The 17,935-nt window shown below is 63.1% G+C and carries 15 protein-coding genes; 6 read left to right on the top strand and 9 right to left on the bottom strand.

The window, feature by feature from the left end:
• Position 1: 1 nt before the first annotated feature.
• Genes BV071_RS15555 through BV071_RS15545 form a run of 3 tightly spaced genes read left to right on the top strand, consistent with a single transcriptional unit; the run spans position 2 to position 2,739 of the window.
• Positions 2 to 1,357: a DUF1501 domain-containing protein gene (locus BV071_RS15555; RefSeq protein WP_035608962.1), complete on the top strand. Its 1,356-nt coding sequence runs from the start codon at positions 2 to 4 to the stop codon at positions 1,355 to 1,357.
• 54 nt (positions 1,358 to 1,411) lie between these two features.
• On the top strand, positions 1,412 to 1,822 hold the full coding sequence (locus BV071_RS15550) for a hypothetical protein (RefSeq protein ID WP_035608960.1): 411 nt from the start codon (positions 1,412 to 1,414) through the stop codon (positions 1,820 to 1,822).
• Positions 1,823 to 1,869: 47 nt separating this feature from the next.
• Complete coding sequence (locus BV071_RS15545; protein WP_035608958.1) at positions 1,870 to 2,739, top strand: AraC family transcriptional regulator; 870 nt, start codon at positions 1,870 to 1,872, stop codon at positions 2,737 to 2,739.
• Position 2,740: 1 nt separating this feature from the next.
• Here the strand turns inward: BV071_RS15545 and BV071_RS15540 are convergent, their stop codons facing one another.
• The 7 genes from BV071_RS15540 to BV071_RS35440 form a co-directional block, all read right to left on the bottom strand.
• Positions 2,741 to 3,190: a YciI family protein gene (locus BV071_RS15540; protein WP_081886024.1), complete on the bottom strand. Its 450-nt coding sequence runs from the start codon at positions 3,188 to 3,190 to the stop codon at positions 2,741 to 2,743.
• A 26-nt stretch (positions 3,191 to 3,216) separates the two neighbouring features.
• Positions 3,217 to 3,756 carry an SRPBCC family protein gene (locus tag BV071_RS15535; protein ID WP_035608954.1) on the bottom strand — a complete coding sequence of 180 codons (540 nt, stop codon included), beginning with the start codon at positions 3,754 to 3,756 and terminating at the stop codon, positions 3,217 to 3,219.
• Between the two features lie 34 nt (positions 3,757 to 3,790).
• Positions 3,791 to 4,210: a VOC family protein gene (locus tag BV071_RS15530; protein WP_035608951.1), complete on the bottom strand. Its 420-nt coding sequence runs from the start codon at positions 4,208 to 4,210 to the stop codon at positions 3,791 to 3,793.
• Positions 4,211 to 4,317: 107 nt separating this feature from the next.
• Complete coding sequence (locus BV071_RS15525) at positions 4,318 to 4,680, bottom strand: DUF1428 domain-containing protein (RefSeq protein ID WP_035608949.1); 363 nt, start codon at positions 4,678 to 4,680, stop codon at positions 4,318 to 4,320.
• Between the two features lie 38 nt (positions 4,681 to 4,718).
• Complete coding sequence (locus BV071_RS15520; RefSeq protein WP_052573402.1) at positions 4,719 to 5,483, bottom strand: thioredoxin family protein; 765 nt, start codon at positions 5,481 to 5,483, stop codon at positions 4,719 to 4,721.
• Positions 5,484 to 5,632: 149 nt separating this feature from the next.
• Positions 5,633 to 6,112 (bottom strand): asparaginase domain-containing protein, encoded by a 480-nt coding sequence (locus BV071_RS15515; protein ID WP_035608945.1) that lies wholly within the window; start codon positions 6,110 to 6,112, stop codon positions 5,633 to 5,635.
• Positions 6,113 to 6,207: 95 nt separating this feature from the next.
• Complete coding sequence (locus tag BV071_RS35440; protein ID WP_035608943.1) at positions 6,208 to 7,086, bottom strand: uracil-DNA glycosylase; 879 nt, start codon at positions 7,084 to 7,086, stop codon at positions 6,208 to 6,210.
• A 130-nt stretch (positions 7,087 to 7,216) separates the two neighbouring features.
• On the opposite strand from BV071_RS35440, the gene BV071_RS15505 reads away from it, so the two are divergent.
• Both BV071_RS15505 and BV071_RS15500 read left to right on the top strand, forming a co-directional pair.
• Positions 7,217 to 7,966, top strand: a complete 750-nt coding sequence (locus BV071_RS15505) for a PspA/IM30 family protein (protein WP_265594489.1) — start codon at positions 7,217 to 7,219, stop codon at positions 7,964 to 7,966.
• A gap of 78 nt (positions 7,967 to 8,044) precedes the next feature.
• Positions 8,045 to 8,413 (top strand): YkvA family protein, encoded by a 369-nt coding sequence (locus BV071_RS15500; protein ID WP_052573401.1) that lies wholly within the window; start codon positions 8,045 to 8,047, stop codon positions 8,411 to 8,413.
• A 243-nt stretch (positions 8,414 to 8,656) separates the two neighbouring features.
• On the opposite strand, the gene BV071_RS15495 is transcribed toward BV071_RS15500, so the two are convergent.
• Positions 8,657 to 13,078, bottom strand: coding sequence for a HEAT repeat domain-containing protein (locus tag BV071_RS15495; protein ID WP_265594488.1), 4,422 nt, complete (start codon positions 13,076 to 13,078; stop codon positions 8,657 to 8,659).
• 209 nt (positions 13,079 to 13,287) lie between these two features.
• Between BV071_RS15495 and BV071_RS15490 the strand changes: the two genes are divergently transcribed.
• Positions 13,288 to 13,950 (top strand): hypothetical protein, encoded by a 663-nt coding sequence (locus BV071_RS15490; protein ID WP_265594487.1) that lies wholly within the window; start codon positions 13,288 to 13,290, stop codon positions 13,948 to 13,950.
• 194 nt (positions 13,951 to 14,144) lie between these two features.
• Here BV071_RS15490 and BV071_RS15485 read toward each other — a convergent pair.
• Positions 14,145 to 17,935 (bottom strand): LamG-like jellyroll fold domain-containing protein (locus BV071_RS15485; RefSeq protein WP_035608936.1); only part of this gene is annotated, 3,791 nt, incomplete at its 5' end.

Genomic DNA, 17,935 nt, shown 5'->3' with positions numbered 1-17,935 from the left:
CATGTCTCATTTCAAGTCTCCATTGCAGTCCCGCCGTTCGATCCTCAAGTCCGCCGGCATCGGTTTTGCGAATCTTGCGTTGGCTGGCCTCCTCGGGCAGCAGCAGGCCTCCGCCGGACCCCTCTTGCCGAAGCTCCCGCACTTCAAGCCGCGGGCGAAGCGCATCATCTTCATCTTCATGGAAGGTGCGATGTCGGGCATCGATACCTTCGACTACAAGCCGGAGGTCCAGAACAACGATGGCAAGAGCGGACCGGGCGGCGGTCGCATCACGGCCTCGAAGTTTGCCTTCAAGCAGTATGGCCAGACCGGCTCGTGGTTCTCCGAACTCCTGCCGAACATCGCCACCCATGCGGACAAGATGTGCTGGCTGCGCGGGCTGCACACGGATACCCCGGCTCACCCGCAGGCAGTGGTGCAGCTCCACACCGGCAGCGCGAATGCCGCACTGACCCGCCCGAGCATGGGCGCATGGCTGCTCTATGGCCTCGGCACGGAGAACCAGGACCTGCCGGGCTACATCACCATCAACCCCTCGCCAAACTTCGGCGGCACGGTGAATTACGGCAGCGCTTTCCTGCCCGCCCACTTCCAAGGCACCCGCATCACCGATGCCGGCTTCCTTGCCAATCTCAAGGCGACCTCCGCCGCGGGCTTGCAGCGTGCCCAGCTCGACCTCGTGCAATCGATGAACCGCGACTACGCGGCGCAGTCCGGTGCGCCGGACCCGGTCGATGGCATCATCGCCTCTTACGAGCTTGGCTTCCGCATGCAGGACAAGGTGCCGGAACTACTGGATATCTCGAAGGAACCGCAACACGTCCGGGATGCCTACGGCGTGAAGGATGGCCCCGGGGGTGCCTTCGCCCGGCAGGCCCTGATGGCCCGTCGCCTGAGTGAGGCGGGAGTCCGCTTCGTGGAAATCTGCCAGCCCGGCTGGGATCACCACAACAATCTCCACAAGGGTCTCATCGAACGCACTGGCAACGTCGACCAAGCAACATCCGCCCTTCTAACCGATCTGGAGCAGCGCGGCCTGCTGGAAGACACTCTCGTGCTCTTCGGCTCCGAGTTCGGCCGCCAGCCGACTTCGCAGGGCGCCGATGGCCGCGATCACAACATCACCGGCTACTCGATGTTCCTCGCCGGCGGTGGGGTCAAGGCCGGCTACACCCACGGCGGGACCGACGAAGTCGGCATTAAGGCGGTGGAAGGCAAGATGCACACCAATGACCTCCACGCTACGCTCCTCGCCCTAATGGGTCTGGACCACGAAGCCCTCACCTACTCCTACGGCGGCCGAGATTTCCGGCTCACCGACGTCGCAGGGAAGGTGGCCACCGAGATCTTCGCGTAAATCACAGGCAATCCATGCCGCCGGCGGTTTTCCTTCTTGGAAACCCCGGCGACCATGGATCGCTTCTGCCACATCTTCGAAGTTCATACCTGCCCGAAGTGCCGGCACGTCCACCAGTTGGTGGCTCCCGCGGTCGCGGGCTTTTTTGCGGCCGCCGCCGCAGTGGCGTCGTTCGCGATCTATTTCCGCTTGTGTTTCTGGTCCGAGCCCTTGCCGTGGTACTATCTCTTTAGTATTTACGCCGGGGAACTCCTCACGCTCTGGATTGCCGGCCAATCGGCTTCGGTGCTGATGACCCCTTTCCAGAGAATTCCCGCTTCCTGTCCGGGCTGCGGTACCCACGAGCGGCCCTTCTTCGCGGGCCGCTACTTCAAGCCCTCGGAGAGGCCTCACTGGACCGACAAGGTGATTCTGGCGGCCTTCATCGTCGCCAATGTGGGTCTTTGGCTCCTGATTCCTGGCTAACCAATCCCCATTGCGGGCCGGGCGGGAACCCGCTAGCTTTCGCCCCGGTGAAGGCTCCTTCCAAGGCCCGCTTCGAGGTCGTCCCTCAAACCGCACGCGATACCTTCGTGCTGCGGGAGTTCTACTTGGAAAAATTCCCGATCGGCTGGCACTTCCACCCGGAGATCGAGCTGACCCTGATCGTGGAAAGCAGCGGCCGCCGCTGGGTGGGGGACCACGTGACGAACTACGAACCCGGCGACCTGGTGCTGATCGGCACCAACGTGCCCCACTACTGGACCAATGACGTCGTCCCCGGCGGCATGGCGCATTCGATCGTCGTCCAATTCCGCACCGAACGTTTCGGCCCTGAATTCCTCAGCCTGACCGAGATGAAGCCGGTGGCGGCCTTGCTGCAGCGCTCGCTGCGCGGTATCCGCTTCCTCGGCAAGGACCGCGACCGGGCGGCGGAGAAGATGATGGCGCTGCGGAATGCCAGTGGCCTGACCCAGCTCCTCGATCTGCTCGCAATCCTCGGCCAGCTCGCCGAGGCGGAGGAGTTCGAACTGCTTTCCAGCCCCGACTTCATGCCGAAGCTGGACGGCGGCAGCGTCGAACGCGTGGACAAGATCTACGATTACATCTCGCGCCACTCGGCGAAGGACTTCAGCCATGCCGAGCTCGCGGACTTGGTAGGCACCAGCCCCTCGGGCCTCTCGCACTACTTCAAGCGCACCGTCGGCTGCACCTTGAGCTCATTCGTCGCGGAGGTGCGGGTCGGGCAGGCTTGCCGGCAGTTGATCCTCACCGACAAGCCCGTGTCAGAAATCGCGTTCGGCAGCGGCTTCGAAACCCTCTCGAGCTTCAATGCCTGGTTCCGGCGCTTGCGCGGGATCAGCCCGCGCGACTTCCGGAATTCCCACCGCAGGGGCGAGTGAACTAGACCGCAGCCATCGCGGCGGTCCGTTCGCGCAGCCGTGCATAGAGCGGGCACTCCGAGGCCACTTCGCGGACCTCGGTGACCAGTCCGTGCTTGAAGAGCGGCGAGGTCCTGGCAGCCTCGACCGCTTCATTCTCGCTGTCGAAGCTCACCATCAGGTAGCCGGCGACCGCTTCCTTCGATTCAACGAAAGGGCCGTCCATGACCGCGACTTGGCCGTTGCGCATCATGATCGACTTGCCGCCTTCCACCAGCGGGCTGCCGCCGATGACTTTCCCCTGCATCACCAGGGAATCGAACCAGCCGGTGACCTCGTCCATGATCTTGTTGACCTCGTCGACCGGGAGTCCTTCGTCCCAAGTCCCGTGGCGGAACAGGAACATGTACTGCTTTGCGCCCCGCTGCGGATTCTCCGGCGAGCCGATAGGGTGGTGTCCACTGATAGGCATCGAGGTAAAATGGTTGAATTGTTCTGTTAGGGTGTCGGGGCCGCTTCGGCGGCAAACTTCATCTGGGCAAGGCCCTTCTCGAAGTCGCCGCCGACCATCTTGTCCATGTTCATGAACAGGCCGAAGGCCTTCGACATGAAGCCGTTCTTGCCGCTCATGGTCCAAGTCACCTTGGTGCGGTTGCCTTCCGGCCTGAAGCTGAACTCGGTGTCGTTGGTCGCCGCCATCGGCTTGAGGAACTCCAGCTTGATCTTCACCAGCTCGGGCGCGCGGCTGTCTACGATGGTCATGCGCCCCTCTCCCACCTTGCTGTCACCGACCCACGAATACTTCGCGCCGGGGCCGGCTGCCGGGCCCTCGTAAGTCGTCTTCATGTTCGGGTCCAGCTTCGCCCATGGCGACCAGACTTCCCATTTGTGGAAGTCGTTCACTTGCGCGAAGACAGTGGCTGCCGGCGCGTTGATCGTCGTCGAGCGTTCGATCTTGAAGTCCGCCGGCTGCATCGAGATCACGACGATCAGGATGGCGACGACGACGGCGAGACCGATGAGGATTTTGCGGAACATGACAAGGTGGGGAGGGAATTGATGAGGCTGAGGTTTAAGGCAGGACGTTGATCATCCAGGCAACACCGAAGCGATCGGTGACCATGCCGAAGCAAGGCGACCAGAAGGTCTTACCCAGAGGCATCATGACCTGCCCGCCGTCTGAAAGCGAGCCGAAGATCTTCTGCGCATCCGCCTCGCTGGCGGGATTGAGCGAGAGCGACATGCCGGTGAATTTCGATGTGCCCACGTCTTCATTGCATTGTCCGTCGGAGAGCATCAGCACGCTGTCGCCGATCTTGATGCTCGAGTGCATGATGTTGTTGTCGGGAGGCGTCGATCCGCCCTCACACTTCTCCGGTGACTCGCCGAAGCGCATCAGCATCTGGACCTCGGCGCCCAGGGCCTTCTTGTAGAATTCGATCGCTTCTTCGCATCGGCCGTTGAAGCCCCAGAGGTATGGTTCGATTTTCATGTGGTGGTGGTGGTCGGTTTGGGGGTGGAATCTCAGGTTCCGCAGATCCGACGAAGCAGCCCTGAGGAAAAGGACAGGGGGCTGCGCGGAATTGCGGGAAATTTTGCTCAGGCCTCCACGATGGTGGTGAAGCCGCCGTAGGCCATCTTCTTGCAGTCGAAGGGCGCGCTCTCTGGCGTGCACATCTCCGTCATCCGCGGATCCGCCATCACCTTGGCGTTCACCTCATCGCGGTGCTCACGCGATTTGTAAGTGATGTAGGCGAAGACCACCGTCTCATCCGGACCGGCCTTGGCGAGCGTGGGGAAGGGCAGGACCTCCTTCACATCCAGATCCTCGCCGACGCACTCCCGGTACTCCAGCGCGCCATATTCCTTCCACACCTTGGCGGCCTTTGCGGCGATGGTCTTGTATTCCTCGAGCTTGTCCTTGGGGAGTGGCAAAACGAATCCGTCGACGTAAACTGACATGGCTTGTTGGGGTTCGGGTTGGTGCTTGTTAGAAAAACTCAGGACTTCTTGCACTCACAGCAGGACTCGCCGGCCTTCTCCTCGTAGCGGTCGTGATAGCGCAGCCAGTCCTGCTGATCCCGGCGGCCCAGCGGCGTGAGGTCGAGGTAGTGGATGGCACCGAGCGGTCCCTCCAGGCCGCGGGAGTAGGTGGAGTAAGTGTGATATACCTTCCCCGCCTCGTCCTTGATGAAGACGCTCAGGCCCGGCAGCTCCTCATGCGGATAGGGGCTCGTGCCATAATTGTAGCCACTCTTCCCGTCCTTGATTTCCTCCGGGGTGAAGGTCACGCCGTAGTCGTAGTTGAAGCTGCTGCCGTAAGAAGAATACCAGTCGAAGCCCCAGCCCATCCGCTGCTTGAAGGGCGCGATCTCCTTCCACGGAGCGTGGGACACTGCCACGATCATCAGGTCATGGTGCCTCAGGTGCTGCAGCGGCCCCTCGATGTGGTCGGCCTGGTAGGAGCATCCCGGACAGGCCTCCGTGTCGCCCGGCTTGAACATCAGGTGGTGCACGATCAATTGGCTCCGCCCTTGGAACAGGTCCTCCAAGCGCACTTTCCCGCTTGGCCCTTCGAAAACATAATCCTCGTCCACCTCCACCCACGGCAGCTCCCGGCGCTTGGCACTCAGCGCGTCGCGCTCGCGGGTCAGCCGCTTTTCCTCCACCAGCAGCGCCTTGCGCGCGGCCAGCCATTCCTCGCGGGATACCACGGCAGGGGCTGCCGCCTTTGATTCGGATTTTTCGATCGTTTGCGTGCTCATGGCTCAGGTCTTCCAAGAACGACGAACGGGGAGGCCCTTTATTGGACACTCACTGCAAAATTTCTGCACGCTCCACCGCCAATCCTGCTTCCGCAAGGAAAGATCGCCCCATCCGGCCTCGCCCTAGGCCCCTGGGCCTCACGAGATTGTCACACTTCCTCGAACTTCCCCGCATCACGGTTCTTCCGCACCTTGCCCGCCGGGAAAATCGTCCCGTTCATCGCCAGATACACACCCTCCGGCAGCGATTGCACCGCGCCGAGGGCCAGACCGAGATTGAAGACCGCATCCGTCACCCGGAAGCGCGCCGGAGCCAGCGCCCCTGTTAGGACAATGGTTTTCCCCGCGATTCCGCGCAGCGCCTCGGCCGTCACGCTCATGGTGTCCGTGCCGTGCGTGATCAGGATCCGCTGCTCCGCCGCCTCCTCGCAGGCCCTGCGAATTGCCTGCCGGTCCTCGGGCCCCATCTCCAGGCTGTCCTTCCGCATCAGCGGCAAGAGCCGCCACTCCAGAGCCACCCCCGACTCGCGGAACACATGCGGCACCGTTGGCTCGCCCACCTCATACTCCGACGAGGCGTCGAAGTACACCTTGTCGATCGTACCGCCGGTGGTGAGCACGAGAAGCATGGCGGGGATTTGAAATCACCGGCCTTAAATCTCAAATTTCAAATTTGAGATCCCGGATTTCAGATCTGAAACCACGGCGCTTCCGGTGTTTCCGCTCAAGGCCGCGTGACGAAATACCCGCGCTGCTTCTCCGAAATCGGCAGCCCCAGCTTCTCCATCACTTCCAGCATATCCTCCCACACCCGCCGCTTGTCCTGCGCGCCGGAGTTGTTGTGGAGCAAGTAGGCCGGGTGGTAGGTGACCCGCACCGGGATGCCGGAAAACTCGTGCCATTTCCCGCGCATCGCGGCCACCGAGCCGCTCAGGCCCAGCAAGCCTTCCGCGGCGGTGCCACCGAGCGCCACGATGCAGCGCGGCTTCACGATCTCCACCTCCGCCCGCACGAAGGAGATGCAGGATGCCATCTCCTCCAGCGTCGGCTTGCGGTTGTTGGTCGTCTGCCCGTCCATCGCCGGGCGGAATTTGACGATGTTCGAAATATAGACCGCCTCGCGGGCGAGGCCCATCGCCTTCAAAATCTCGTTCAGCTTCTGCCCTGCGGCGCCCACGAAGGGCTCGCGCTGCTGCTCCTCCTGATAGCCCGGGGCCTCACCCACCAGCATCAGTTCCGCCTCGGGACTGCCCGTGGAGAAAACCATCGTGCTCCGCAGGGATCCCAAGCGCCGCGCCGGTTCCCAGTTCTCGGCCTGTTTTGCCAGCGACGCGATCCGTTGGGCGGCGCTGCCCGCGGCGGGAGCGGCCACTTCTACCACCGGGGCTGCCTGCGGCTTCGGGGCTTCCTCCAAGACGACCGCCCGGGCAGCTGCCGCTGTGGCAGCGGGCGCGGGTGTCGGAGCTTGGGCGCGGGCCGGATTTTTCGCCCGGCGGTGCAATTCCCTAAGCAGTTCCTTCGCCTGTTCATCGAGGTGGACGGTCCTCACCCCGCGGGCTTCTTCCCCGCGCAGGAATTCGATCAAGGTTTCGGCTCCGCTCACAGCGCGATGCTAGCCGGCCGGCCGCCCCGCGCAATCCTGCCTTTCCGATTCGGAAAGCTGCCCCCGCTTATAATTGACCCCGCCGACCCTTTTCCCCCATGGTGCCATCGCGTTCAACGCGTTTTCATCCATGTTCAGCCGCATCTCCAATCTGATCAAAGGCTTCCTCGGACTCTTCATCGGGGGGCTCGAAAAGAAGAACCCCGAGGCCCTGCTCGAAGTGGAGAAGGAAAACCTGCGCAAGCAGATCAGCGAGTTCAATGCCGGCCTCGCCGCCCACGCCGGGCTGGTCGAGCGCCTGATGGGCCAGGTCCGCAAGCTCAACCACGAGGAAACCGAACTCAAGGCCCGCACCAAGGCCCTGCTCCAGGCCGGCCAGCGCGAAGCCGCCGGTGAGGTGGCCCTGCAGTACAAGAACACCGACCAGGCCCATGACGAACTCGCCGCCCAGCTCGAAGCCGCCGAGAGCCGCTACAAGGAACTGGTTCGCGCCCGCGACGTGGCCGTGAAGGCCGCCCGCGACAAGATCGAGAGCCTCCGCCGCGGCATCGACGACATGAAGGTCCAGAAGGCCATGGCCGAACTCAACGAAATGGCCGCCGGCATGGTCGGCTCGATCGGTGGTTCCGGTGACACTCTCAACCGCCTCGAGGAAATGGTCGAGGACGAGCGCAGCAAGGCCGCCGGCCGCGCCCGCGTGGCCCGCGACAGCGTGGACATGAGCAGCACCTTCGTGAAGGAAGCTGAGCAGAAGGCCCTCGCGGACATGGCGCTTGCCGACTTTGCCGCGGCCGAAGGCATCGAGCTGAAGCCAACCGAAGGCACCGCCGCTCCGGAGACTCCGCCCGCCCAAGGCACCATGGGTCCAGTGAGCCAATAAGGGGATGAGAAACGGTGCTGGCGGCTGGACTTGGTCTAACCGTTGGCGCTTGCCGTTTCCTGCCTTAGCTTCCGCTGAATGAACCCCGAACTTCCAAGCCGCTATCAGGATGCCGGCCAGTGGTATTCCGCGCCAAACCTCTGGCGGAAGATCTCCCGCTGTGCCCTCGTCGCCGGGAGGAAGACTGTCCTCACCGCGCTCACCCTCTACCATTGCCTGCGCGACGCCGAGACGCCCGCCTGGGCCAAGGGCGTGATCATCGGCGCCTTGGGCTACCTGATCCTGCCCGTGGACCTCGTGCCGGACATCATCCCCGGCGCTGGCTACAGCGATGACTGGGCCGCCCTCGTCGCCGCCCTCGCGACCGTCGCCACCTACGTGAAGGACATCCACAAGGTGAAGGCCGCCGCGCAGACCGAAAAGATCTTTGGCCTGAAGGGTCACTAAGATCTTCTTCTTACGTGCTCCAGATAGCCGCGGCGCAGCCGCCCTCGGACTGCTGCGATGATTCGCAGCTTTCGAGTGCATCTAACAGCCGGCAGCTCTATCGGAACGAATCAGTCCCGGCACTCCGCCACCGCCCAACATTCGCGCGCCTGCCTCGACCTGAGTGATGCCTTCGCTCTTCCTGGCAGACACAAAAAAGGGGGACCTACCGGTCCCCCTTTCTCGTTTGATCTTACTCTTGGCTCACTTCCCCGCCTCCGGGTGCGCCTGCAGATAAGCATCCACATCCTTGGTCACCACCAGCTTGCCTTGCATGATGGCCCAGTGTCCCGGGAAGGTGCAGACGAACTCATACACGCCTTCCTTCTCAGGAGCGGTTAGAGAGAGCGTCTCCTTCTGCCCGGGTTCCACCAGCTTGGTCGCATCGAGGACCCGCGAGTCCTTGTCCGAGACATAGGCGCGGCCCTTGCCGTCCAGCTTGTCGGGCGGATTCGTCTGCACCGATTCAGCCACCGCTTGCAGGGTCCCGGGTTGCACGAAGACCAGGTTGTGCGGCATCGCATCCGGGTTCTCGAAGATCACCTGGAAGGGCTTGCCCGCTTCCACCACCAGCCTTGCGGTGTCGAAGCGCAGTTGCTCGCGCACCGCCTTGATCACGAAGGAATTCACCCGCAGGTCCTTGAGGACCTTGCGCGCCACTGAGGCTCGCGCCGGCGGCATCAGGCCAGCGAGGTCGTTCGCCACCTGCACCACCTCGATATAGTCCTGCGAGGTGCGGTCCTCCGTTGGGATCTTCTTCGCCCAATTCACCAGTCCGCCCGCAGCCGGGTCGGCCAGCTCGGCGTTCCAAGTGTTGCGCGGCAGTTGGGCGATGCCCTTGGCCGCGGTGGCCACCTGCTGGTCCTTCTGGATCAGGCCCACCAAGCCGGCGAAGACCTTCTGCGGTTCCTTGCCGATGCTCGTCAGTGCTCGGATCGCGGCACGATAGAGATCCGCGGAAGGATCACTGGTGACTTCGATCCGGCTGCTCAGCTTCGGTGCCGGGTTGGCCGTCTTCTTGAAGATCTCGCGACGCTGCGAATCCAGCACCGTGAGAGTGAAACGGTCGAGCCTCTCCTCATAGCCGCTGCGGTTCCATACGGTCACTGCCGTCACCGGCTGGTCGGTCTTGAGGTCCACTTCCCACCAAGGATTCTTCTCGCCCTCGTTGGTGTGGGTCTGGGTTCCGGATTCGTAGCCGGCGTCGGTCTTGCCATCGATCGCGTGTTGGGCGACGCCACCGTGGGCGGTGCTCGATTGTTTGGCGGCGCCGCTGGTCGCGACGTTCACGCCGTTCGCGAAGACCTGCACTTCCGCCAGGGTCAGCGTGCCATTGCGCGGCAGCTCGATCCGCACGTAGCGGGCCTTGCCGCCCTTGCCGCTTTCCAGCGCGCTCTCGATCGGCTGCGGCATCTTGCTCAGCAGCGGCAGAACCTTGTCGAAGGCGGTGCCACGCAGGGCGGGATCCGTCACCAGCGGCAGCGCTTCGAGGAAGTCGGTCATCGCTTCCGGTGATTGTCCGGCGCTGCCCCAAGCGGAGTCGATGCTACCATCGATCGCGATCAAGGCGGCCAAGGCGCTCTGGCGCACGATGTCGGCATTGGCCTTGCCTGCCAGTGGCTCGATCTTCGCCCGTGCGGCCTTCAGGTCCGCCGCGGGTTGCAAGAGCATCAGTCGGCAGAGGTCCGTCGCCGCCCCGCTGCCACTCTTCGCCACCGGCGCGAGCACACCCAGAAGGGTCTCCAGCGCGCTGCTGTTCTTCAGCTTTGCCAGCTCGGTGAGTGCTTCCGTCCGCTGTGCCGCCGGCACATCGCCACGGGTCAGCAGTGCGGTCAGGGTCACGGGCGACTTCGGCAGCTTCGCGAGTTCCGCGCCGTTCACCGAGCCCATGATGTAATCGATCCCCGCTGGATTGTCCGCGGCCAGTGCCTTGCCCTGTGCGATCGCATCCTTCCACCACGGCGTCAGTTGCCGCATGGTCTCCTTGAGGCAGTAGTTGATGTAGTAGTCGGCCGGGTGCTTGAGCGCGGTGAGCGCTACGTCGGCGGCTTCCCACTGGCGGAAGTAGCTCGCCACACGGACGGCTTCCAAGCGCACGCGCGGCGCCTCGTCATCGGCCGCCACCTTCAGCAGTTCGATTGCATTCGGCACCCGGTCACGCCAATAGCCCATCACGCGTACCGCTTGGGCCCGTGCCCGCGGTTCGGGTGACTTGAGCTCACGCTTGAGCAGGTCGAGGTCCACCACGTTGTGCCACTGGTGCACCCACAGGGCTTCCAGCATCTGGTGCTCGAAGCCAGGATCCTTGGTGTCGAGTGTCTTGATCCACTCGTTCACCCCGCGGATCACATCCTTCGAGTCGTGCTTGCCGAGCTCGATCTTCGCGCGCATCCGCACGTTGTCCTCGGGCTCCTTCAACAGTTCTAACAGCTTCGCCACCGGCTCGCCGTCGATCTTCTTCGGCTCCAGCAGCGGACGGCCTTCGTAGGTGATGCGGTAGAGGCGGCCGTGCTGGTGGTCGCGATTCGGGTCGCGCAGGTGGTGCTGCAAGTGACCGATCAGCATCTGCGACCAGTCCATGAAGTAGAGCGAGCCATCCGGCGCCACCGAGATGCCAGAGGGGCGGAAGTTCGGGTTCTTCGCGATGTCCGTGGAGATCAGGTTCTCCAGCGTCTCGCCCTTGATGCCCGAGCCCTCTTCCGTGAGCTTGGCGCGGAAGATCCCCTGGATGCTGATCACGTTGGTGTTCAGGAACGAGCCCTGCCAGTCATCCGGGAAATGCCGGCTGCTCAGGATCGCCGTGCCGGGGCAAGGCCGCGAGGGACGATCCCAGAAACGCTGCATGCCTGGGTGCGCCCCGGTATCGAGGTGACCGCTCATTGCGGGGCCGAAGTAGTTGTCGTTGCCCGTCGCGTCGGTGATCAGGTCATTGCCCCAGTAGTCGAAGACCCGGCCGTGCGGGTTCGCGAAGCCGTAAGGCGCGTGGCGCATGAACTTGCCGGTATTCGGCTCGTAGCGGTAGATCCCGCCGTCCTGGTTGCGCACCGGTCCGTTGAAGGTCTCCACGTTGCTGCGGTGGAAGACACCATCGCTGAGATAGACCGCACCGCCCGGCTCAAGGCACATCGAGTTCGTCTCGTGGTGCGAGTCCGCGGCATCCAGGCCATGCAGCACGCGCTCCTTCACGTCCGCCTTGCCGTCGCCATCGGAGTCACGCAGGTAGATCAGGTCCGGCGATTGCATCACCAGCACGCCATCCTTGTAGAACTGGAAGCCGGTGGGGCAGTTCAAGCCATCGGCGAAGACCGTCGTCTTCGCGACCTTGCCGGTCTTCGGATCCAGATCCATGACCAGCAGCTTGTCGAAGTTCGTCGTCGTCGGCGACGTCTCCGGGTAGGTCGGCCATGCCGAGATCCACAGTCTGCCCTTGGTGTCGAAATTCATCTGCACCGGGTTGATCAGCTCGGGGATCGTCTTCTCGGAGGCGATCAATTCGACTTTGCACTTCGGCGGCAGCTTCAGGTACTTGATCGCTTCCTCCGGGTCCATGTAGGGGACCTCGTCCTTGCGGTTCGGCGGGACCAGATTCACCGCGGGCAGGTTGTCGTCGGCCACCTTCAGGTCGCCGCCCTTGGCCACTGCCCACACACGCTTGTCGCGGTTGGCGGTCTTCACGTCACGCTGCGCCATTTCCTCGCCCAGTGTCTTCGCATTGGTCACGCCCTCGTAGGCGATCCGCGAGCGGTCGCCGTAAATGTTGTATTGGTCGACGGTGCGGTAGCGGTGGTGCCACTCGATGTTCTTGTCCAACACGGCCGAGCGGATCTTGCCGAGCAAGGGATCCTCAAGGGCCGGCGGCTCCTTTCCGAAGAGCGCGCGGAATTGGATCGGCGCAAGCTGGCGATCGCCATCTTCCGTCAAGTGAATGCCGTTGATGGTGAGCGGCGACCCCGCCTTCGCGAACATCTCCTTGGACGGCGTGAAGAGATCCACGAAGGGCACGCCCTTCGCCTTCGCCACTTCCGCCATTGCCTTGGTATAAATCTCCAGGTTCGCGTTGTTCGTGGCACCATCGGAGAAATTCGGATCCTTCAGATCCTCCTGCGCGATCGGCGAGAACAGCACCAGTCTGGGAGCGCCCTTGCCATCGTAGTTCGCACCCTTCTGGGTATCCAGGTACTGTCCCAGATCCGCCTTGAACTTCTCCAGGCCATCCGGCCCGCGGAAGGACTCATTGAAGCCCCAGTAGGCGAAGATCACATCGGCTCCGAAATCGGTCCCAGCCTTGTAGATCACGTTCGCTTCGCCCGGCTTGGTGCTGTCGCCCTTCTTCATCGAAAGGAACCACTCCGTCGGCGGCACGTCCGCCGAGCGCGGCTTCACGCTCACCTCGTCCGCCGAGAAGCCCAAGTTGCGGACCGTCAGGTCCAGATCCGGATAAGTGCGGTGGATGAAGGCCTCCAGCCACGCGTGGTGCTGCTGGCGATCCGCCAAGCCGCTGCCGACGATCGCGATGTGATCGCCCTTCTGGAGCTGCACCAAGGGTTCTGCCGCGATGACCGCACTCGCGGTGCAGACCATCACCGCCCCAGCGCGGCCCCAGTAGTTCATTCGATTGGAAATCATGAGAAAACAGTTCAAACAGGTTCTATGGGATAAAATGCCACGGATGCCAGGTCGGAGCGTTCGTGAGGCCCGCAGCTACGGCATGCGGATCTGCGTTTCTTTCGGATTTTGTGGACTTCTCTGCAAGTGGGCAGATCTGCAAGGCTATGAATTTTTCACTGAAGCTTTGCGTCCAGCGGGTGGTATTCTGGCCGCGCGCCGCTTCCGTCATGATCCGCACCATTCTCGCCCTTTCCCTCGTCACCAGCCTCCACGCTGGTGTGGGAATCGATATCGACGCCTTTGGCAAGAGCCTCGGCGGCTGGGAAGCCAAGGGCAAATCCGCCTGCGACTACGACCTCTCCGGCTCCTCCTACCGCACCTACAAGCCGGAGATCACGCCGACGCCCGATGGCGGGGTCTTCGCCTCGCTCCGCATCGACCACCTGCGCGGCTGGCTCTCCAGCAATGACCACGCGGTCCTCGAGATCACGGTAGGCAAGGATGGCTCGGTCGTTTCCGCGCAATCGAATCTCGCCCTGCAGGGCCAGACCATCGCCAGCGATGTGATCCGCACCGGTGGCACGGTGGCAGGTGGTGCCCCGGTGGTCGGCGGCGCCATGAAGGTCGGCGCCGATCTCACCGCGGACCTGACCTCGAAGATCATGCGGGAAAAGATCGTCGAGCCCGGTCGCGTGAACTTCCCCGCCGCGATCCGTCACAACTACAATCTCCTTTTCCAAGCGATCCGCACCCAGCAAGACGCCGCGGCAGCTCCTGCCCAAGCGGACAAGCCCGCGACGCCGGAGCCCATGGGGCCGCCTAAACCTGGCCCCGGTGCTGCCCCCCTCGAAGTGAAGGGCGTCGGCCAAGGCCAGCCCCTCAAGAAGTAGCTCCGGAGTGTCGCTCTCCGGGCGTCATTTCTTGGGCCAAGGGACTGCGTCCGTCATTCACGCCCAAGGTTTCAGATCTGAAGTTTCAAATTTGAGATCTGGAATTCCCGGTCTGTCCGCCGACAAAAAACGGGCGGGTGTTGCCACCCGCCCGTCTTCGAATTGTCAGTCAGTCGTTCAACCGCGGACTCCGCTTACGGGCCAACGCGGAAGAAGCGCTTGTAGCCTTGCTTCGTGTCGATCACGTACGGGCTGGTCACGTTCAAGTTCGTCCACGGCGGCATCAAGGTATTGGAATACTGCAGCGTCCCGGCTGGCCAGGTCAGCGTCAGCAGCTTCGCCTCGGCATTGGACAGTTGGAACGAATCGATCTCCCAGCCCTGCGGCGTCAGGTTACCCGAGGTATTCGGGTCTGAGGAGGAGATGAAGCGGACCTGTACCGTGTTCCCGCTCACACCTGTGCCCAGGGTGCAGGTGCTGGTGATGTAGCTGGGATGTCCCGTGGAGTTCTCCACGAAGGCCGGCTGACCTTGCAGGGTCGTGCCGGAGTCACCGCGGACGGAGCCATTGTAGCCGTTGAGGCTGAACGACGCGAGCGGGACCCGGGTGAAGGCGGCGCCGTTGATGCTCACATCCACCGCACCACCGTCATAGAAGTCCGGCTCGAAGCTATAGCGGTGGTTGAAGCTCAGCGTGATCGGCCCGGACTGGGTCAGGGTGTAGATCGGGCTCATCAGGTAGGTGGTGTTGTCATTGCCACCCGCAGATGCCTGGCCGTTGCTCCGCCATGCGCCGTTGCTGTAGACCCAGTCCGCTTCGGGTGAAACCGAGGCGCTGTTCGCGAAGCCGCCGCCATGCGTGGCGAAGGTCTCGTTTCCTCCTGCTGGCGGTGGCGTCGGAGTGATCACGACTCCCAAGCCCGCGTTGGCTTTGAGCAGCACCAGCGAATTGCCGGAGACCAAGGTGAGGTTATACCCGGCCGGTTTCCCGACGACATTTGGCAGCGCCCCGTCGATCGTTCCGGTGCAATGCGCGATCTCGTAGGCAGACGCGGTGGCACCCCCGGCCAGAACGGTGAACACGATCTGGGATCCCGGTTGGAAGCTCAGCCCGCCGTTGGCCACGATCTTGTCGCAGGTCGCGCCGTCGATGTCGCAGCGGTAAGTCCCGTTCATGGTCGTGTTGCCTGCGGTAAAGGTCGCCACTCCGGGACCAGGCGTGATGCTTGAGGCCCCGGCAATCACCAGCGGCCCGGGAATCGAGCCGGTGGCTTCCAAGGTGCCACCATCGATCCGCAGGGTTCCGCTGAAGGTGTGCGTAATGGCATTCGCCAAACGCAAGGTTCCGGTCCCGGCCTTCGCCAGGATGGCTGCCTGCGAGTTCGCGGCAGCGGCATCGCAGTTCTCGATCTCAGCATTGATGATCAGATCCGCCGCCGGTCCCAACAAGGTGTCCGGCACCGTGATGGTGTGGGTGGTGGATGTTGTCGGAGCTGAAATCGACATCCCGGCATTTCCGGTAGTTGCACCACTGCCGAAGGTGATGGTGGATGCCGTCGAGCCGCTCACCGTGATGTCACCATTGAGCTGGAAGCTCTCCCCGTCGTAGGCGCTGCCGCCACCAGAGTAGGGGAGGTTGATCGTGGCTCCATTCAAGTTCAGGTTCCGCAAGTGGTGGTGGCTCTGGCCGCCTGCACCGGTCGCCGTGCTGCCGCCGGAGACCACGTTGAGCGTGCTGCCATTCAGCGCCACATCCACCGAGTTGGCGGCGGTGGGCAAGGCGTTCACCCCGCGGATTTCCATCGTCGCGCCGGAATTCACCGTAATCAGCTTGTTGACGGCCAATCGGTTCGCTTGCTGGCTCCCGTCGAAGGCGGTTAGGCCCGAGTTGATCGTGACCGTGCCACCGACCGAATTGGCACCATTCACCACCACGCCATTCCGGTCGAAGACTTCATTCCCCGCACCCGAGATCGGGCCGACGAAGTTCAGGTCACCGGTGCCGGTAGTCGTCAGCGTACCGCCGGCGCTGACCACCGTCGGGCTGTCGTAGGTGGTTCCGCTTGCTTGCTTCACTTCCAGGGTGCCGCCTTGGACCTTCACGGTGGTGACCGGCGTCAGGCTGCCGGTGGTGCCATTGCCGACGCGGACAGTCCCGGCATTGACCACCACGCTGTCCATGCTCACCACGTCGTTGGCGAGTTCCACTGTGCCGGTGCCACTTTTCGAGAGGGTTGCTCCGGTCGGGCCGCTGATTGAGAAGGGCCCTGTGAAGCTGTAGTTCTTGGCTGTGCTGTTGTTGAAGATCAGCGCTTTCGGGAACACATCGGCGGCCATGGTCACGTTGCCGGACGCCGGTGCCGTGTCGTCGAACTGGACCGCGTAGTCATCCGAATAAACCGAGGCGACGTTGCCGGTTAAGGTCTTCCAGTTCTGCGAGACTCCCAGATCCCACTGCCCGGCATTTGAGGGCGCGTTGCCGGTCCACTTCAGCACTGCCGTCACGAACACGTCGGTCGCATCGCTGGTGCTCGTGCCACTGCCATTGGTGACTTCCACCGAGTAGGTGTAGGGCGCGCTGATCGGGTTGTTCGCCGCCGCTGAGTTCACGGTGTAAGTCCGCGAGGTCGCACCCGGGATCTCCGTATTACCGAGCTTCCACTTGTAGGTGAAAGGCGGCGTTCCCGTCGGATCGATCGATAGCGTGTAGGGCTGCCCTTCCGGAATCTCGCCGGCGGGCGAGACCGCAGGGAAGGTATCCACGAAGCCCGGGCCAACATTGCCCAAGGCGGTGTCGTAGAATTGCTTGATCCGCCCGGAAGTCACCGCGTGGTCGAAGATCGCGACCTCGTCGATATCACCGCGGAAGTAGTCGCCCGTCGCCGCAAACACGCCGCCGCCGCCAATGTTGAAGTTGTAGGTGGAAGTTCCGTAGCTGCCAACCGTCGAGGTCACCGTCTTGGACAGCACACCGTTGAGGTAAAGCTGCACCTTGGTCCCATCCGCCACGTAGGCGATGTGGCCCCACTGGTCATCGCCGAAGGGGTAGGGGGCATCGGTCAGGATCTGTCCGGATGCCGAGCTCCATGCCTCGATCTGGGTTCCATTGTTGGCATCGCCGAATTCCAACAGGTCATTCTGGCCGAAGTAACCGCCGCGCGCGGAATGCGTTACTCCCCGCTTCACCCAGCCCATCACCGTAAAGGCGGTGCGGTTGTTCAGCAGCGGCTGGAAGCTGCTCACGTAGCCGTTGGCATTCTGCAGCGAGAGGGCGGAATTGCTCGCACCGAAGCCGGAGAACCCGGAGCCCGTCGCCGGACCAGTGGTCGAATTCTTCGCTCCGGCCACGTAGCCGCCATCGGCCGCGCTGCCCAAGGTGCCAAGGTTGTCCGCCGGCGGCGGGGTCCGCGGCACGAAAACCGCCTCGTTCAGGCGCCAGTAGCCCACCGGCGAGTTTGCCGCTACCACCGTGTCGTAGGAGGTCGGGGGGGCGGGATTGATGCCGTTGTTGTAGTGCGCCAGAACCTGCGCATCGCTCAGCACGGAGGTGTAATAGGCCGGCTCATCTATACCGCCCTGCCAGGCAAAGGCATTGTCGGAACGCGAGCCCAAGGTGAGGGGCATGCTGGTGTTCGGATCAAAGGCCCGGTTGTTCGTGCCGCCAGGTGCGATCACCGCGCTGGTCGTCTTCAGCACACCATTCACGTAGATCTTGGCGACCGAGGCGCTGTTGTCCCAAGTCGCCACCACGTGGTGCCAGGCACCGGCGGTCACCCCGGCTCCCGAGGTGATGCTTGCTGCGATGGTCGCCGCGTTCTTGTTGTAAGTGCGGAAATTGAACCCGGTAGCCGCGTCGCCCTGATAAATGAGCCAGCCCTCGCGCCCGAAGGTGTCGGTATTCTCACGCCAGGAGGCGATCGGGCAGATCAGCGCACCCGCCGCGGGAATAGCGGTTGGTTTCAGCCAAACCTCTACGCTGAAAGAGC

The organism is Haloferula sp. BvORR071, assembly GCF_000739615.1.
Classification (GTDB): domain Bacteria; phylum Verrucomicrobiota; class Verrucomicrobiia; order Verrucomicrobiales; family Akkermansiaceae; genus Haloferula.
The sequence above is the reverse complement of the archived record's forward strand: the minus strand, read 5'-3'. Positions and strand labels throughout refer to the sequence as shown.

What these genes read in the sequence shown, in the direction of transcription:
- BV071_RS15555 (WP_035608962.1), top strand. Translation starts at nt 2, where the DNA reads ATGTCTCATTTCAAGTCTCCATTGCAGTCCCGCCGTTCGATCCTCAAG.
- BV071_RS15550 (WP_035608960.1), top strand. Translation starts at nt 1,412, where the DNA reads ATGGATCGCTTCTGCCACATCTTCGAAGTTCATACCTGCCCGAAGTGC.
- BV071_RS15540 (WP_081886024.1), bottom strand. Translation starts at nt 3,190, where the DNA reads ATGCCTATCAGTGGACACCACCCTATCGGCTCGCCGGAGAATCCGCAG.
- BV071_RS15535 (WP_035608954.1), bottom strand. Translation starts at nt 3,756, where the DNA reads ATGTTCCGCAAAATCCTCATCGGTCTCGCCGTCGTCGTCGCCATCCTG.
- BV071_RS15530 (WP_035608951.1), bottom strand. Translation starts at nt 4,210, where the DNA reads ATGAAAATCGAACCATACCTCTGGGGCTTCAACGGCCGATGCGAAGAA.
- BV071_RS15525 (WP_035608949.1), bottom strand. Translation starts at nt 4,680, where the DNA reads ATGTCAGTTTACGTCGACGGATTCGTTTTGCCACTCCCCAAGGACAAG.
- BV071_RS15520 (WP_052573402.1), bottom strand. Translation starts at nt 5,483, where the DNA reads ATGAGCACGCAAACGATCGAAAAATCCGAATCAAAGGCGGCAGCCCCT.
- BV071_RS15515 (WP_035608945.1), bottom strand. Translation starts at nt 6,112, where the DNA reads ATGCTTCTCGTGCTCACCACCGGCGGTACGATCGACAAGGTGTACTTC.
- BV071_RS15505 (WP_265594489.1), top strand. Translation starts at nt 7,217, where the DNA reads ATGTTCAGCCGCATCTCCAATCTGATCAAAGGCTTCCTCGGACTCTTC.
- BV071_RS15500 (WP_052573401.1), top strand. Translation starts at nt 8,045, where the DNA reads ATGAACCCCGAACTTCCAAGCCGCTATCAGGATGCCGGCCAGTGGTAT.
- BV071_RS15495 (WP_265594488.1), bottom strand. Translation starts at nt 13,078, where the DNA reads ATGATTTCCAATCGAATGAACTACTGGGGCCGCGCTGGGGCGGTGATG.
- BV071_RS15490 (WP_265594487.1), top strand. Translation starts at nt 13,288, where the DNA reads ATGATCCGCACCATTCTCGCCCTTTCCCTCGTCACCAGCCTCCACGCT.